Raw genomic sequence first — 18371 nt, forward strand, 5'->3', positions numbered from 1 at the left:
TTTCATGAAAGAAAGTACTTATTTTTCCGTCTCTTGATCTAACCACCATTTAAATCCACTTTCTTGCAACAGTTCATTAGACGCTTCTGGACCATATGAACCAGACTCATATTCATGAAGCGGTAATAAGTTTTCCTCGAACGCTTCAAGAATTGGTTGTACCCATTCCCATGACAATTCAACTTCTCTCCAATGTGCAAAGAATGTAGCGTCTCCACTCACAGCATCATGAATGAGTCTCTCATACGCTTCAGGTACTCCCACATCCGCCTGGTCACAAGTAAAGTTAATACGCATCGGTTCAATTTCTCCATTTTTCAATGGATTTTTACTATTTAACTGTAATGAAACGTTCTCACCTGGGCTAATTTCAATTATTAATAAGTTAGGTTCTGCATTTGGATTATTATCTTGATATTGCTGTTTTAACGTATTTTTAAATTCGATTACAATACGAGTAGACTTTTCTTTCATTCGTTTTCCTGTTCGTATATAAAATGGAACGCCAGTCCAAAACGGATTATCGATCCACAAGCGAGCAGCAACAAATGTGTCTATGTTAGAAGAAGGATTTACTCCTGGTTCCTCTTTATATGCTACAACTTGCCCGCCTTTTATCTCTCCTGAAGCGTATTGACCGCGAACGATATGGTTTTGAACGTCTTCTTTTTTCACTTTACGAAGCGTCTCCATTACTTTTCGTTTTTCCTCTCGAATTTCACACGCATTAACCTTTTCCGGCAGATTCATAGCAGTCATCATTAATATTTGTAACATATGATTTTGAACCATATCTCGAATGGCTCCTGCCTGGTCATAATATCCTGCCCTTTCTTCAACCCCAACTGTTTCACTAGCTGTGATTTGTACATTCGCTATATGTTCTTTATTCCAAATCGACTGGAGAACAGGATTTGCAAATTCTAGCGCTTCAAGATTTTGAATCATCGGTTTACCTAAATAATGATCGATACGGTATATCTCGTCTTCTTCAAACGTGCGACTAAGCTTATCATTAAGCTCACGAGCAGATGTAAGGTCGTGCCCAAACGGTTTCTCAATCATCAGGCGTTTCCATCCATCCGTTTTATCAAGTCCGCTTTCCTTAATATTTAAAGCAATCGTCTCGAAAAATTCAGGAGCAACGGAAAGATAAAACATTCTATTACCTTTTATATGTAGTTCTTCTTCCCTTTCACGAACGACTTGTAATAATCTCTCATAGTCTTCCGGCTTACTCACATCTAATGGACAATAGCGAAAATTATCTAAAAAACCTTCCAGTTCCGGAGTACCTTCTTCCCTCTGACGAGAAAACGTCTCTATTGATTCTTTTATTCTTTCTTGAAAATCTTCATGAGATACTTGACGTCTTCCAAGCCCGATAACAGATATTTGCTTTGGAAGCTTTTGATCTCTATATAAGTTATATAGCGCGGGGTAAATTTTGCGTTTCGCTAAGTCCCCTGTCGCTCCAAATAAAACAAAGGTCATTGATTCCAAGTTCAGTCCCCCTCTTGTTGTATAATCCTCGTCAATATACTAAAAATGAATTGTACAGAAGCTCATACTCTTATACTTCCTGTTTTTATAAAAAACAAAGAGTTATCTAATTCCAATTCTTTTTATACCTTTCGCTCTCTCATTGTCCCCAATATTAATAGTGGCAATTCAAAGCATTTCTACTGCAACTTACTTATTTATAGAACTTAACGAAATATTTTATATCTAATTACTTTTAGTAATTAAGTAATCCTATGTCTAGTATATTAATCACATAAATTATTATCGTCAATAAAAATGTCTTGAATTAAATACTATTTATTTTGTAATACTTTTCTAAGTGTATTCCTAGTTACCATTCATTTTCAAAGATAATGATTGATATAATAAATATCAGTTTCATCAAAATCTTCAATTAATTTCCGGTTAAACTCGCGAGCAGACGTTACATTATAATCAAAAGGCTTCTCTATAATAAGACGGTTTAATCCTTTTGTAGTCCACAATCCACTCTCTTTAATATTTAAAGCAATCACATCAAATACTTCTGGTACAACAGATAGATAAAACATACGGTTTTCAGAAATATTTAATTCTGTTTCACGCTTTTTTACAAGGCTCAGTAAATCTTGATAGCTCACTATATTCGCTGTATCTAATTGACAATAACGAAATGTGCTAATAAATTCTTCTACTCCTGATTCGTCATCAGAAGATATTCTAGAAAATGTAGCAAGGGATTGTTCCACCTTTGTTTGAAATTCCACATCTGACATTGCCCTTCTGCCAATACCGATAATCGAAATAGATTGTGGTATATTTTGATTACTAAATAGTTTATATAAAGCAGGGTAAATTTTGCGTTTCGCTAAATCCCCTGTCGCTCCGAATAAAGTGAAACTTTAATCAGTGGAGGTTTTGTTCATCCCCACTGATTATTAGCCTTCACCAATCGGGCTTTTACGAGCAGCCCAACTCCCACCTAACTTCTTTGCTTTCGCTGAATTTTGAGGCGGGGGTCTTACTGCCCGGCAAATAGCGGGATAAACATAATGAATAAATCATGCTGCAAAAATAACATCTACCCTTTCTTCATAAAGCTTTACAATTGCTTTCGCAAGTACGTTACATTATTTCACGTACTTTCCCCTTCTCTATATAAAATTCTCACTAACAAAATTCAAAATATTATACTTATTTTCCGTACTTTGCTATGCTATAACCACAAACAGGAGGTATAAACTATGAAAGCACAAATTATCCATTCTTTTGGGGATTCATCTGTATTTCAATTAGAAGAAGTTTCAAAACCAAAACTTTTACCAGGTCATGTTCTAATCGATGTAAAAGCAACAAGTGTAAATCCAATCGATACAAAAATGCGTAGTGGTGCCGTTTCAGCCGTCGCTCCTGAGTTTCCAGCTATATTACACGGCGATGTAGCTGGTATTGTTATTGAAGTAGGAGAAGGTGTTTCGAAATTCAAATCAGGGGATAAAGTATACGGATGTGCCGGAGGTTTTAAAGAAACTGGAGGTGCACTTGCAGAATTTATGCTTGCTGATGCACGATTAATTGCTCACAAACCTAACAATTTAACAATGGAAGAAGCTGCTGCTCTACCATTAGTTGCAATTACAGCTTGGGAATCTTTATTTGATCGTGCAAATATTAAACCTGGTCAAAATGTTCTCATTCATGGAGCTACTGGTGGCGTAGGACACGTAGCCATTCAACTAGCTAAATGGGCAGGCGCTAAAGTTTTCACAACAGCTTCTCAGCAAAACAAAATGGAAATAGCCCATCGTTTAGGAGCCGATATAGCTATTAATTATAAAGAAGAATCTGTTCAAGAATATGTACAAAAACATACGAATGGAAACGGATTTGAAGTTATATTTGATACAGTAGGCGGCAAGAATCTTGATCATTCTTTTGAAGCTGCTGCGGTCAATGGAATCGTCGTAACAATCGCCGCTCGTTCAACCCATGACCTCTCTCCTTTACACGCAAAAGGACTCTCTCTGCACGTTACTTTTATGGCGTTAAAAATATTACATACAGATAAGCGTAATGATTGCGGAGAAATCTTAACGAAAATAACGCAAATTGTAGAAGAAGGAAAACTTCGTCCATTGCTAGATTCTAAACCTTTTACGTTTGATGAAGTTGCACAAGCACATGAATATTTGGAGTCAAATAAAGCAATAGGTAAAATAGTTTTGAAAAACGTTTGGTAACTTTCACTAAATAATACAAATATCAAATGTTTGTTGTTGGAAAATAACAGCGAGATCGCTTCGCCTTATCTTTTTCTTAAAAGGCGTACCACAACCTTAAAAGCTTTCCATCCTTTACAACAAGTAAAAAAATAACAGCTAAATTTTGAGGTGGGGGTCTTACTGCCCAGCAAATAGCGGGATAACATTCAAAAAAACCTTGCAGAAAAATTCTACAAGGTTTTTGTCTATTAATACAAATTAATCACTATATTAAAATGAAAGAGTTTGTAATTCATCACAATAATATTAAATATACGCTGCTTTAAAGGCTTGTTGGACAGCTTGTACTTCTAATGAGTCTTTACCATATAAGTTCGTTGCTACACGAATACAAGCTTCTTTTAATTCTTTAAAATCAGAAGTCATATTTAATTCATCCGTATTTGCATAATAGAAAATATCAAACATTTTATCTTCTCCAATGCCATGTATGTTTACTCCATTATGGCTTCCACCACTAGCAATCAAGTAAGCTACTTTATTAATAATGCTAGAGTTCGTGTGTACACCACCATGATCGTGGTCAGCATCAATAGGTAAGTTATTATAATGCCTATAATCCTCTGGATATCTAGAAGAGATAGATGATGGGTTTTTCATATCTCTAAAAATACGACCTGATTGTTCTCCCATTGTCCAATTGAACTTTCCGTTATTGGCATACTTTTCAACGGCTACTCCTAAAATATCAGATAACGCTTCATTAATTGCACCAGCTTCTCCTGCGTACTCAAGTCCAGACTCATTTCTTGTAACCGCGTGTGTAAATTCATGTCCTGCCACATCAAATGCTCTAACAATTGGATCTCCGTATACTAGCATAGCGCCATTACTAAATGCATTAAACCACTGCTTAGGATTTCCTTTATTCGTACCATTTGTGTTCCAACCATGAACGACAGAAATTACTTTTTGTCCGTTATTATCAAAGCTGTTACGGCCATATTTTTCTTGATAAAAATCATATACTTTCGTTGCTAAATAATGGGCACTAACTGCTTTAGGATCTGTAAAATTTGTAGAATTACTTGTTACTAAATCATCGAGATAACCCCATACATTTCTTCTATAATTATTATAATCTTTATAATTAGCAGTATATGTTTCAATTCCCTTACCACGAGAATAATCTGCAAGCATGTACGTTCCATCACTTCTTTGTGTAATTCCAAACGTACGATTAATACCTAAGTCATCTTTTCCTGTACCTGTTAATTTTGAAGGATCTGTTGATTTATTTGATGTCGCAGATTGGACAATACTACTCTCTACTTGTATACCCAATTTTTGAACGAGTTCTTTTAATAGATTACCACCAAAAGCATCAATTAATACTGTACCGGATACATATTCAGGTGTAGATGCACTAAAAGTAATTTGATATGCGTTTGTAGCTTTATTTGTATTTTCATCTACATATACCACTTGTTTAATTTCTGGTTCTTCAATAAATGTGAGATCATTTCCATAGATGTTGAAAAGCTGTTTCTTTGCATCCTCTTCTGATAGAGTAATAGGTTGTTTCAAATCTTCCTGTTGTTGTAAATCTTGGGCACTATCTCCCGAAACGCTCGTAAGTACACCATCATCATTAATATGTGCTGTTAGTTGATATCCGTATACATCACGTCCTTCATACGTTTGTTGAAGACGTACCAATGTAGTACCATCATAAGATTTACGACTTTGCGTAACATTATAATTAACTTTGGATTCCGTATTAACTTGCTTTGATGATAATGCTTGTTCTGTTTTTCCTTTTAGTGCATCCTTTGCTACATTTTCTGCCGAATTTTGAGAAGGTGCTGTTAAATTACCTGTTCGGAACGTATCTTCCTTTGTTTCCACTTTTAAATTTTCTGTTTCCGCATGTACTCCTCCATAAGGCATAATCGCCGATAACACCACTCCTGTAGTTAAACCTACCTTTACGAAATTATTCATATTCTTACTCCTTTATAATCTTATTATTAAGTTAAATAAATGTTTTTTTCAAAATTGGAAACATAGATATTTCAAACTATCTATGTTTATCTACTGTTTATGAATTGTGATTCCTCATAATATAGATAGATTGCGTCGTTACTTTTAGATTCATTTCATTTCTCAAAAATTACTCATTATATAAGCTATCTTTATATTTATCCATATACGTTATTTTTTGTGGTTCTGATAACATATTTATTGCCATCCACACATTCTTTTTCATTTCTAATTTTTGCATTGGTATCTTTTTTAAAACCGGATTATTTATAATTGCTTCCATTTCTTCATCAATTCTTTGCATAAGATTTTCTTCTGGATTATTTTTCAAATAAGTATTTTTCAATCCCCATTTTGTCATTATAAATTCATTCGTTTTATTCATAGGATTAATAATAGTAGCTTTACTAGTTAATCGTTTTTTTATTTCATCATGATAGATTTTAATTCTATATCCCTCTTTTAGTGGAATGATATCTTTTACAATTGTTACATTTGTTCCTTCCATTTCCTTCGTATAAATTTTTTCACCTTTTTCATTAAAGACCTCTATCGATGCATATTTTTCACCTGCATAATAGCTATGAGGCGTTTTAGTAGTAACCGTAAAAATAGCTCGATTTTGCTCTAAGTCTGTATTTAATACGGCAAACTGGTCATCTCCTAATCCTAGGAATTGAATCGTTTCATTTACCAACTTACTCACTTTCATTTCGTTAATATCAATCTTTAGACTATTATCTTTTTCTTTTACATAGGCATAATACGAACTGAAATGGTACATACTATTCGTTTTCCCACCTGAAATTTCAACCGTATACACTCCATTTGGTACGTCTTGTAAATTGATATCTGTTGTTTCAATTATTTTCTCTTGAATAACTGTATTCCCTTCTTTTAATTTAATTTTTCCTCCTTTTAATGTATCTATTTCATTTGTATTTAAATGGATATGCAAATTCCCTTTTAGCCCAAGTGGAGCAATTTGCTGATTCGTAACTATTTCGAAGTTGGAGTTTATCGGAATATCAGGATCAACTATAGCTCTTGCTTTCGCTAATTGTGATTCAGGCACTATATAAGCTAAAGAAGTAACAGCCGGAAAACCTTTCGCCCTATTCATCTCTATTTGTTTGTGATTAAGCTTAAAGCCCCACCTTTCAAAAACAGGTGTAAAATCAACTTGTCCATTCTCACTATAATACTGATTCATTAAATCTGGTAAAGAATGGTCACCTTTTTTGAAAGCAGCATTGCTAGCTAGTTTTCGATAACCTTGATACATTTTTGCAAATGCTTCATCGCCAGCTTTTTGTTTCGCCATTGTTAAAAGAATAAGTTTTTGTCGTAAATCTAAATCATCATAATTTTTATTTTCTTTCATTAAAGCATTATATAAATTCCGTTCTACCTGTTTCTTTTTCCCGAAATTAAACAACCAACCAACTTGATCTGCTTTTTTGCCGTATTTACTATATTGATATTGAACACCAAATAGATTATTAGAAACTTCTCCTGTAAATATTCCTTGATTATCAAAACCAGCTTGGTATCCATGAGCGATTTCATGTAAAGTTCCCCAACTTAGTTTATCTAACCACATCTTTGTACTATCTGTACTATTCGCTGTCCAATTTGTGCCATAATAGGCACCGCCAGCACCAGATATATCTGCTTTTAAGAAATAACGATTTTGACTTTTTTTATTTTCAAACGTTGAGCCATCTAAACCAATAATTGAATCATACATCACAAAAATATCTTCATAATACACAATTAACTCATCCAATGATTGAAAATCTTTTAAAGATCTTACTAACTCTTTATCTTTTTTAGGTACAAATAATTGAAAACTCTCCCCTTGAAGTAACGCATACTCTCCATCAAATTGATCCCATGTACTAAAAAATTGAGATACACTTCCTTGTTGTTTATAAATGGGAAGGGGTTTAGTAGCACTTTCATTCCCTACTTGGTACTCAAGTACAGCGTGCTCTTCACCATACGGAGTATCTATGAAAGGAACTAAAGACGTATCACCTTGGATAGTAACCCATTCATTTCCTACTTGTATGGATTTTTCATTTTTTGAGTCATTAGACAATAAACGTAATGTTAATTTGTCTTTAAAATTAGGATTCGTTTGTCTTACCTTTAATGGTGTATTTCTCTGCAAAATAAACCCTAAATCTTGTCGATCGTGATATTTCCCCTTACTTATGCCCGCCTGAAATATCCAAGTAGGCTCTTCTAAACTAGTAATTTCTTTTACATTTGTTCGTTCATCAGCATGTAAGTGTATATTTCCTATAAGGAAAAACATTGTATACATTATGCCTATAACAAGTAATCTTTTCATTTGCATATCTCCTTTTCTATTTTTTATATACAAAATACAATAAAACAAATTCCTCCTTCGTTACTTAAAACTGTAGTCCATAAGTTATTTCCCAGTGTAATTATTATAGTTACATTAATTCATGATTATCAATCATTAGATATATGTAATTTTACATATACAAATATTTAACGTTCGACAATAAAATATCTTTGCCTATACTCCTTTATCACTTTCAAAAATGAATTAAAAAAACACGAAGACTTAAATGTCTTCGTGTTTTTTTAATATATATATCGTTACACTTGTGATTGAATTCATAACTAGAATCTTTTTACTCATTCCTTATGAATAATGTTTATTATTTATGAAATTTCACACGCTCTTCAAGTGGTTGGAATTCTTTTTCACCTGGTGCAGCTGTTGGATTACCAAATGGCATTTGTGCAATTAGTTTCCAATTAGCAGGGACATTCCATTCTTGTTTTACCTCATCGTCAATTAATGGATTATAATGTTGTAATGATGCCCCTAATCCCTCTGCTTCTAAACCTGTCCACACGACTAATTGGTGCATACCTGATGCTTGGTGTGACCAAATTGGGAAGTTTTCAGCATATGCAGCAAACTTTTCTTGAAGCGATTTAACGATAGCCTCATCTTCAAAGAATAATACTGTTCCATAACCAGCTTTAAAAGAATCCATTTTTTGTTGCGTTCCTGAAAAATCTCCATCTCCAACTACTTTTCTTAATGTTTCAGTGGTAATATCCCATAATTTATCATGAGCTTCACCAAATAATACAACTAATCGTGCAGTTTGAGAATTGAAAGCGGATGGAGTATATTTCACAGCAAACTCCACGATTTCTTTAATTTTTTCATCCGATACTTGTACCTCTTTATTAATCCCATAGTAAGTACGTCTTTCTTTCAGTGCAGTATAGAAATCTTTTGTCATAATTCCGTTCCTCCTAAGTTTTAATATTCTTCAAAATGATACATCTCGAAGATAGTATGCGTTTAAATGAGTTCATTTTTGAATCATTGAACTTCCTAGCACCCATTGCCAGTCATTCTAAATCTAAACACACTGCTTCCTTCAGTTTTCCTAAAAAAAGCCTTATAACATCATTCATAAAATCTAATCATCCTTCGGTACTATTTTACCCATTCTCTATTCATGTATCCTGCTTGTTTCATATTTACACAAATATGAAATGTAGCTACTTTAATCACCAAATTTCACATTAATTTAGAGCATCTTCAATTACAGCAATTTCGCTCACTCGAACAAAACGATGCAATTTAAAGAACATTGCAAAATTAAGTACTACCTGTAAAAGAACCCTCTTAGCCGACTATAAGAAAAAATAATAAAAAGCCAAAAACGAACAATAATATGTTCATTCTTGGCTTTTACTTAACCATCACATTTATTTTTACTATTGCTTCAAATGATTTTTAACTGCCCTTATTACCAATTCGTGATCTTCTTCTGGTGGTAATCCTGAAACTGTTATCATTCCAATAACCCCTACGTTTTTTATTCTGATAGGAAAACATCCACCAAACGCAGCGTATTCTGAAGTATCTAAAAGATATTTTTCATTATAGGAGACCCCAGTTATTTCACTTTGTATCTGCATATAATACGAGCTACGATCATGCAGGGAAACGACTCGTTTTTTACGCTCAATCCATTTCGTATTTTCCTCATTTGTCCCTGTCATCTTGAAATGAAATAATTGCACACCATTTTTCGTTATATCAACAGCAATCAATTTCCCCTCTCGCTTTGCTGTTTCAACGATAAATAAACCTAGTTGCAAGGCATCTTCATTTGTAAAAGAGGAAAATTGAAGTGTTTCCTCCTCTTTTAAAATTTGTTTACTTATTTCATGCAAATTTGAAGTACTCATATCTTTAACCTCCATAATTATTTTATGCCACACCGACATTTTTTCGAAATTATTAGGCCATATAGTACAACCTTTCAATCAATCTGATTCTAAATAAACTACTGTAACATCTTTGGTAACTAGTAGTACCGTAAAGCTTGTTTTCTTCTTACTGGTGCTATTATGAATGACATTCAAAGTTATAAAAAGTACTATTCTACTTATCCCTATCTTACAGAGACTATTATGAAATATATTTAACATCTTAAAAATGTATGTACTAAAGAATAATATTTTTAATCACTAACTTTTTTGATCAATCGTTATAATCCAATTTCATCAAAATTTTTATCAATTATTACACTATCCAACAATAGGAGGAAACAAAGATGGATGAAAATATATCCAAAAGCTGAAAAGCAGTTGAGTCCCTTGAGAGAATAGTTATAATTCACTACATATAGAAATAGACATACAAAAACGCCATCCTTTCCTATAATTCTAAAGAAAGAATAGCGTATTCTTTTCAAAAATGAGTTCTTTTATTGAAAAACTTTGATTCTATATTATACATAAAAGGGCAACCAATGCTAAAACAGCTGGAAGTCCTTGTTTCACAATAATTGATTTATTAGATGTGAAACCTCCGAAAATAGCTGCTATCACCACACAAATCACGAAAAATAATTGGACCATATAACCAATTGGATTGAGCCCAAGTACAAGTCCCCAAATGAGACCAGCCGCTAAAAATCCATTATATAAACCTTGGTTTGCAAACATAATGGCTACGTTTCGATCTCCTTCTAAATGCTTCGGTAATTTGAAAGCACGTTTCGCTACTTTTGAATCAATAAAAAACATTTCAAGGATCATGATAAACAAATGTTCTAATGCTACGATCCCGACTAAAATAGCTGCGATTATTTCCACACTATTCTGCCCCCTACACTCTCTATTCTTTAATATTCTCTACATTTTTTTGCATCTGTAATAGAACATGAATAAGTATTTTGCGTTCTTCTCCACTGATATTTACGAACATTTCCTTCATAAAATATTCCTTTTCTTTCTTGTTAAAATATTAATTGATATATCAATTATTGATACATCAATTAATATACATCTCTCTTTTTATTTTTGCAAGTTTTTTTGCTCAATTGGTTTTATTTTGTTCCAGCAACTTTAAACCAATTCAAAACATCAGTTCGTATTTCTAGAAATCATAATTACTTTAAGTTCATTCTGACAATCATATTTAACTACATATATAAAAGAATTGAGTTATATCTCCATCAATTTATAAAAATTAATTTTTTCTAAAAACAGATACTTTACGTTTTTTATAGTAATAAAAATCATTTTTTGTTTCAGAGGCAATCCATTTTGTTAGCTTGATGGGCATAGGATAGCACCCAGATGACGAACCAATTATCTTTCAAGAAGACGGCTAGAAAACTGGATTTGGTACAGGAGTTGCCTACTTCCCCGATTCAGATGGTACTAATTTAGAGCTTATTGCTCCAAAAGGTCCATTTAGACGTGATTAATTAAAATATATTAATACTGAAAAACCACCTTTATGAGAGGTGGTTTTTTGTTGCTAATGGTGAAGATTAATATTGAGGTCTGATTGAGACCTATTCCTATTCCTTTTCCACATCTTTCATCATACCATCGAAAGAATAGTCTTATAGCTATTTCAAATATTTCGGCAGTACTATATCGCTAGCAAGCTAAAATTTCATGGTACTCAAAAAAAATCTGCTGAATCATAACCAAAAAGTTCATTTTATCATTTCGGGGTAATTCGAAATTCTTAAGTTGTCGGGCACGGGGTACAGCTGAAAAACAGTGTATATTCATTAACTTCAAACTAATTTTGATGTAACAAAATTTGTATTTATACCTTTTTAACGAATTCAGATTTTAATTTCATAGCTCCAAAACCATCAATTTTACAATCAATATCATGATCTCCATCAACTAATCGGATACTCTTTACTTTTGTACCAATTTTTACAACTGATGAAGTTCCTTTTACTTTAAGATCTTTAATTACTGTTACAGAATCACCATCGTTTAAAATATTTCCATTTGCATCTTTAATTACCTTTGTATCTTCACTATTTTCAGCTTCTAATTCTAAAGTCCACTCATGAGCACATTCTGGACAAACAAAAAGATTCCCATCTTCGTAAGTGTATTCTGAATTACATTTTGGACAATTTGGTAAATTAGGCATATTTTTATTTCCTCCACTCGTTTTCGTTTATTCTATTAAATAAATATTATTTTTAATTTCCGTTTTCCGTTTTTCGTTTTTCGTTTAAATGTAGGGAAAATATTCTCTTCTTGCTGTTTGATACTTATTTGTTGAATGTATAAAAAAACTACTTGTTCACACCTTGTAAAAAATCTTCTCCAAATTCTCCAAAGCAAACTTTCTTCTTCTCTACTTTTTTAATAAAATGATTAAAAAAGTAGATTAACTCAAACAAACTTTGTATGTGAAGTGAAATTTTTAAAAATCTAATGCATTTTCTTTATTCTTTATTGTATTGATTTCCTGAGATTGCTGAGAAAGCCCTGTACATTCATGAAAAGCAAAATGCTTACACCCTATACATTTTTTTGTATTCAGATGTCCTAAAGCACAATTAATTGCTTCTCCGGTATGATTAAAAAAGTTTTCTTCCCCAATCTCAGCGTACAATCCATTCTTATCTAGATTGGCTTTTAGCTCTGATTGAATTCCAGAAATAAGAAGTACGCCACCTTGTTTTTTGAAGTGCTGAACAATATTCCTAAAGTAAGACTCTCCTGTGGTATCAATAAAAGGAACTTTTCCCATACGTAAAATTAAAACATTAGGTTTATAATGAATAGTCGCTAAAATATTTTGTTCAAATGTTTGAGCAGCCCCAAAAAATAATGGCCCTTCTATTGTATAAATGCTAATTTGTGGGCAATCATGAGCTTTATTTACCACATGTGGTAGCAATTTTTCATTTCTTTTTGTATGATCAGGAAGCACTTTTGATATGACAAGCATATTACTCATACGTTTTGTAAACAAAATAATAGCTAATATAAGACCAATCTCTACAGCTGTTGTTAAACTAGTAAATACAGTAAGTAAAAATGTTACCAATAATACAAGAGAATCTCCCGTCTTCATTTTAAGTATGTGATAAAAATGTTTCTGCTCGCTCATATTCCAAGCTACCACCATTAAAATCGGGGCCATACTAGCAAGTGGAATATGTGAAGCATATGGCGCTAACAGTAGAAGTGTAAATAACACAAATCCTCCGTGAATAACACCCGCCATCGGAGATACAGCTCCACTCTTAATATTAGTTGCTGTACGTGCAATCGCTCCAGTTGCCGGAATTCCGCCAAATAACGGGGTAACAATATTGGCAATCCCCTGACCGATAAGCTCTTTGTTACTGTTGTGTTTACTATTTGTCATACCATCTGCCACGACAGCGGATAAAAGTGATTCAATTCCACCGAGCATCGCAATAACAAATGCAGGACCAATTAACTGCTTTATACGTTCTAATGTGATTTCTGGTATATCAAACTGAGGAAGTGTATTTGGAATCGTACCATATGCTGTACCAATAGTAGGTACATAACCTGAGAAAAATACAGTTGCAATTACAGTTGAAATAACAACACCTACTAATGAACCAGGCACTTTTGGTAAAATCTTTGGTGTTATGAGTATAACAAAAAAGCAAATCAAAGCAGTTATAACACTATAAAAATTGGTAGTATTGATATGAGTGAAGAGTTCCTTCAAATTCGCTAGAAATTCCTCATGCTTTTTTATACCTGTTAAACCTAAAAAACTAGCAATTTGTCCCGTAAAAATAATAACAGCAATACCTGAAGTAAAACCAATTGTTACAGGACGTGGAATAAACTTAATTAAAGAGCCTAGCTTGAAGATTCCCATAAGACATAAAATAATTCCAGCTAACAAACCCGCGAGTAGTAAATTTTCGTATCCATAGGTAATTACAACTCCTAAAAGAATCGGAACAAAAGCACCTGTAGGTCCTCCAATTTGATACTTCGAACCACCAAACAGTGAAATGAGTATTCCAGCAATACAGGTTGTATAAATCCCATACTCTGGCTTAACACCAGAGGCAATAGCAAAAGACATAGCAAGTGGAATCGCAACAACTCCAACAATCATTCCTGAAAGAAGATCCTTTTGAAAATGTGCTAATGAATATCCTTCAAACCTTCCTGTAAATAACTTTCTCATTACAAACCCTTCTTTTCTATTTTTAATAGATCTGGATTACAAATGTATTTCTCGGTCCCTTATACAGAAAATTGTCCTTTTCACAAAAAGAAAAACCATCCTAATATTTACTATATGTTTTACTTAAATGACACTCCAATTCACCTATATCTCCACCTTGTTGTACATAGGATTTCAATCTTTCTGCTAGACGTTCTCCGGCCCGACTATCTAGCTTCTTCGTATCAATAAACGATCTAATCCTTACCTTATCTGGAGTAATATCTCTACGAAACATTTGTCCTGGAATTTCACTCCAAAAACGATTCCATTCATCCAGTGATCCTATTTGATCAAATAAAAAACCTTGAATTCCACATAACCAAGCTGTACAAGCAGTATTTCTTTTTCGACATCCAACTCCATCTTGTAAATGTTGGCATGAAAAACAACAAGAATTTCCACTTTTTATACAAACTTCACAAACGTAATGAGCTCCTAATGAGCGAAATGTTTCAATCCCATGTTGGATGATATCTTCTTTCTTAACCTCAATACTCAACCCATCCCTCCTTAGCCATCATTTCACTTTCTGCTCCATCTAGCTCTTCTAACATTGAAATCGTATCGATTAAATGGTTGTTAAAAATCTTCCGTGCAACCACCAATAAATCCACAATAATAGGGTCTCGTAAAGAATATAAAACTCTTTTTCCATCTTTTCTACCAACAACAATGTTTTTTGAACGTAGTACACTTAATTGCTGAGAAACAGCTGAACCTTCCTTATTTAGAATATCTTGAATTTCGTTTACGCTTTTTTCACCTTCTGACAATAATTCTAAGATACCTATTCGCAAAGGGTGTGCTAAGGCTTTAAAGAAATCTGCTTTAAATTGTTGCATTTCGTTTCCCATTGAAATCCCTCCGTTACTTTTCCTCAATTTTCAAAAGTACCATATACATCTTCAAATGTTTGAATATGTATATGGTACTTTTAAAACCTCGAATTTTCAATACAAATTTTACAATATTAAATAAGCATCAAATAGAGATACTATTCAAATTCAGGTTCAAAATTTATTATCCAAAATAAAAGCGCCTAACATATTAGGGATATATAATACGTTAGGCGCTTGATATTTAAAATTTCTCGATTTAGGTCTTGATAATATTGGATGAGTATATAACCAAAACGCTAGATGACTAATATGAATAAACTTATTTGTAAAATTAATTCATTAGAATATTTTAAGAGCAAGTTTTGAAAAAAACTATTCAAAACTTGCTCCTTCTTTTCTCAGATCCAACTATTTTGATACTAAAACCAACAGTAGTGAATTAGAATAATGACTTAATACTTGCTAAAACTGTAAGTACACCTACAATAATAACAAATACGTTGCTCATTTTCCCTTTGTATTTAGCTAGTACTGGCACTTTTTGAATCGCATACATCGGTAATAGACATAAGATAGCAGCAACTAAAGGACCGCTTAGAGAATCAATAAGTCCAAGAATACTTGGATTTGTATAAGCAACAAACCAGCATGATAATACAACGAAAGTAAGGATTACTGTCTTAATTGTTTTTTCTTCAATATCTTTTCCACGTGATTTACCGAACTTAATAATCATGTCACGCATTACTTCAAATGCTCCGATATAATGGCCAAGGAAAGACTTTGTAATAGCCACAAAAGCAATAATTGGAGCTGCAATAGTGATTACAGGCGAATTAAGCTCATTAGCAAGATATGAAAGAATTGATAAGTTTTGTTCTTTTGCCATTTTTATATCATCTGGAGTCAAGCTCAATGCACTACTCCAAACGAAGAACATAACAACAGCGAATGTCATGATATAACAAACCTTTTGTATTTGCGCACATTTAGCATCAGTGGCTTCGATTCCATACGTAGCTCTCTGTTTCACAACAAATGATGAAATCATAGGTGAATGATTAAATGAGAATACGATGATTGGTAGAATCATCAATATCGTTCCAAAATAGCCTGTTCCTGTTGAAGCAGTTGAAACAGCTGAAAAACTAAGCATTGACGTATTCCACTGTGGAATTAAAGATATTGCGATAAAAAGTAAAGAAACTATGAAAGGATACACTAACATACTCATTACCTTTACAGTAATATCTTGACCAAAATTTAGTATAGCGATAAGACCAAGAACTAATACAAGTGATAAAATAGCCCTTGGAGGTTCTGGCATGTGCAATTGATGCACGATAAAACTACTTGCAGTATTTGTAAGCGCAACCGAATACATTAGTACGATTGTATAAATTGAACCGAAATATACGATGTTAAAAATGATACTCGCTTTATTTCCGAAATACTCTCTAATTGTACCTGTGATCCCCTCATCAGCAGAATTAGAAGCGTATATCATTTTAGCAAGCGCCCTATGTGAGTAATACATAACTGGATATGCAAGTAATGTAATTAGTAGTAAAGATAATAAACCACCTGAACCTGCATTAATCGGTAAAAAGAGCACCCCTGCTCCAATTGCAGTTCCAAATAGACTGAGTGCCCATGTAGTATCCTGCTTATGCCACTTTTTCGGATCTGCATATTGCTCATTTTTTCGTGCGGTATTTTCAGCTTGAACTTCTATTTTCTTTGCAGTATTCCCGTTCATATAATAACTCCCCCTTGTATCTATTCCTACATCTCTCTTTACGCCTAACAAATATTCCCTTTTCGGAAAATGAATTCCTTACAAGTTGCCCCACTTTGTATGTCCTTCATCATAATGAATCCAAATTGAAACATTCGCTAGTTAGCGTCCTAATATAATTGTTAGCGTTCACAAAAAAGTTTACTCGTAATATCCGCTCTTTATATAAAGACCTCTTAAGAGAACAATATAGAATAGACTTCATAAATACGTTGCAACATTTCTAATAACAGTGTATTACTTTAATGGTTTCTCTTTTTTACTTTTAACAGTAATTTTAGCTAAACCGGCCTCTCTTCATTTGCGAGGCATTTCTTTCTCAATTCTATACATTACCTTCATAACTTCGGTAGCACTGATGATATTGCTTACACAAGCCACTGAAGCACATTACATACATTTCGCCTCTAATCACACACCTTTCTTACTAGTAATCGCATTTTTTATATTTTCTCCAGAGATAATAAAATTTCTCTCGACGCCCTCATTATAACGTGTATATTTATAAAATTAATATTTTTATATTTTCAGAAATATTAAAGTGGAATAATTTTATATGGATAATATTTTACAGTTAGCATGTAGCCATTGTTTTTATCGCTTAAAGCTGAATTAGTTAGTAAAAAAATACAATAATACATTGTTTTTCTAGGTTACTCATTATAAAGATACTTATATCCCCTTTATCAAAAAATTTCATTTTAAACATAAAAGATATTCTAATAAATAATTAATGTAGGTAAAAAAAAAAAATTCCAAAATAAAAAACCAAATTTTAGGATATATATTATTAATATTGAATTCATATACATTTTAAAAAGATACACTGAGTAAAAAACAAAAAAGCTGCCCCATATGGACAGCTCATTTACATAATTATCGTTATCAGGAATATCTCTATGTTTGTAATGAATCGTTTTTACATCATTTCCTTTTATGTGAAAAGTAATTGTGTCCTCTCCATAAGGCGGATTGTGTGCACCCTCAAAAGTTTAAATTTTAAAATCCCTCATTAACTAGCTCTTTTATCGAGTTTAATTTTGAAGAAAGCTCGATAAACCATTCTTCATCCCCTGTTAATAATGCAAGATCTATAAGATAAAGGATTTGTTCCTTATTTATTACCTTTGATTCAGGGAGTTTGTTAACGTGTTTACTAAAGAGTAAAATCGCTTCGTTTATTGTGTACTGGCCGTCACGTTTCACAATACTAACTGTAACTATATCCTCTACATCATCAAGTGATACAATATAACCAACTATTAATTCACCTTCATTTGATATTCCACGAACCCAATCTCCTACTTTTAAAACATGATTATTATTTGACATCATACCGTTTCACCTTCCTATAAATATTTTTTGTGACAATAAAAAAGATATAAAAACAATTATAC

The 18371-nt window shown here is 32.8% G+C and carries 13 protein-coding genes and 3 pseudogenes; 2 read left to right on the top strand and 14 right to left on the bottom strand.

The window, feature by feature from the left end:
• Positions 1-18: 18 nt before the first annotated feature.
• Positions 19-1503, bottom strand: a complete 1485-nt coding sequence (gene zwf, locus AC1Q8M_RS13055; protein WP_016512522.1) for a glucose-6-phosphate dehydrogenase — start codon at positions 1501-1503, stop codon at positions 19-21.
• 365 nt (positions 1504-1868) lie between these two features.
• Positions 1869-2384: pseudogene (locus tag AC1Q8M_RS13060) on the bottom strand (glucose-6-phosphate dehydrogenase); the annotation flags it as partial.
• A 363-nt stretch (positions 2385-2747) separates the two neighbouring features.
• Between AC1Q8M_RS13060 and AC1Q8M_RS13065 the strand changes: the two are divergent.
• Positions 2748-3743, top strand: a complete 996-nt coding sequence (locus AC1Q8M_RS13065; RefSeq protein WP_097945845.1) for a zinc-dependent alcohol dehydrogenase family protein — start codon at positions 2748-2750, stop codon at positions 3741-3743.
• 288 nt (positions 3744-4031) lie between these two features.
• Here AC1Q8M_RS13065 and AC1Q8M_RS13070 read toward each other — a convergent pair whose 3' ends face one another.
• From AC1Q8M_RS13070 to AC1Q8M_RS13090, 5 genes are all read right to left on the bottom strand, one after another.
• On the bottom strand, positions 4032-5729 hold the full coding sequence (locus AC1Q8M_RS13070) for a M4 family metallopeptidase (protein ID WP_097945846.1): 1698 nt from the start codon (positions 5727-5729) through the stop codon (positions 4032-4034).
• Between the two features lie 169 nt (positions 5730-5898).
• Complete coding sequence (locus tag AC1Q8M_RS13075; RefSeq protein ID WP_141532515.1) at positions 5899-8133, bottom strand: putative mucin/carbohydrate-binding domain-containing protein; 2235 nt, start codon at positions 8131-8133, stop codon at positions 5899-5901.
• A gap of 334 nt (positions 8134-8467) precedes the next feature.
• Positions 8468-9067 (bottom strand): nitroreductase family protein, encoded by a 600-nt coding sequence (locus AC1Q8M_RS13080; protein ID WP_000158938.1) that lies wholly within the window; start codon positions 9065-9067, stop codon positions 8468-8470.
• Positions 9068-9551: 484 nt separating this feature from the next.
• The gene (locus tag AC1Q8M_RS13085; protein WP_072939160.1) at positions 9552-10067 is read right to left on the bottom strand and encodes a heme-degrading domain-containing protein; all 516 of its coding nucleotides are present in this window, start codon (positions 10065-10067) and stop codon (positions 9552-9554) included.
• A gap of 501 nt (positions 10068-10568) precedes the next feature.
• Entirely contained in the window at positions 10569-10940 is a 372-nt protein-coding gene (locus AC1Q8M_RS13090) for a DUF1304 domain-containing protein (protein ID WP_000402471.1), read from the bottom strand.
• Between the two features lie 482 nt (positions 10941-11422).
• On the opposite strand from AC1Q8M_RS13090, the pseudogene AC1Q8M_RS13095 reads away from it, so the two are divergent.
• Positions 11423-11557 (top strand): annotated as a pseudogene (locus AC1Q8M_RS13095) (VOC family protein); the annotation flags it as partial.
• A 353-nt stretch (positions 11558-11910) separates the two neighbouring features.
• On the opposite strand, the gene AC1Q8M_RS13100 reads toward AC1Q8M_RS13095, so the two are convergent.
• From AC1Q8M_RS13100 to AC1Q8M_RS13130, 7 genes and pseudogenes are all read right to left on the bottom strand, one after another.
• Positions 11911-12252 (bottom strand): zinc ribbon domain-containing protein YjdM, encoded by a 342-nt coding sequence (locus AC1Q8M_RS13100; protein WP_001133198.1) that lies wholly within the window; start codon positions 12250-12252, stop codon positions 11911-11913.
• Positions 12253-12531: 279 nt separating this feature from the next.
• On the bottom strand, positions 12532-14295 hold the full coding sequence (locus tag AC1Q8M_RS13105; protein WP_025117975.1) for a SulP family inorganic anion transporter: 1764 nt from the start codon (positions 14293-14295) through the stop codon (positions 12532-12534).
• 100 nt (positions 14296-14395) lie between these two features.
• Positions 14396-14836 (bottom strand): DNA mismatch repair protein, encoded by a 441-nt coding sequence (locus AC1Q8M_RS13110; RefSeq protein ID WP_098855402.1) that lies wholly within the window; start codon positions 14834-14836, stop codon positions 14396-14398.
• The gene (locus tag AC1Q8M_RS13115; protein WP_098366138.1) at positions 14826-15191 is read right to left on the bottom strand and encodes an ArsR/SmtB family transcription factor; all 366 of its coding nucleotides are present in this window, start codon (positions 15189-15191) and stop codon (positions 14826-14828) included. Before AC1Q8M_RS13115 ends, AC1Q8M_RS13110 begins: the two co-directional genes overlap by 11 nt.
• Positions 15192-15615: 424 nt before the next feature.
• Positions 15616-16935: an aromatic amino acid transport family protein gene (locus AC1Q8M_RS13120; RefSeq protein WP_001014190.1), complete on the bottom strand. Its 1320-nt coding sequence runs from the start codon at positions 16933-16935 to the stop codon at positions 15616-15618.
• 917 nt (positions 16936-17852) lie between these two features.
• A pseudogene (locus AC1Q8M_RS13125) lies at positions 17853-17966 on the bottom strand (DUF3888 domain-containing protein); the annotation flags it as partial.
• A 7-nt stretch (positions 17967-17973) separates the two neighbouring features.
• Positions 17974-18309: an IDEAL domain-containing protein gene (locus AC1Q8M_RS13130; RefSeq protein WP_000987462.1), complete on the bottom strand. Its 336-nt coding sequence runs from the start codon at positions 18307-18309 to the stop codon at positions 17974-17976.
• Positions 18310-18371 lie beyond the last annotated feature (62 nt).

This window comes from Bacillus sp. GW823-FHT06A10 (assembly GCF_058795375.1).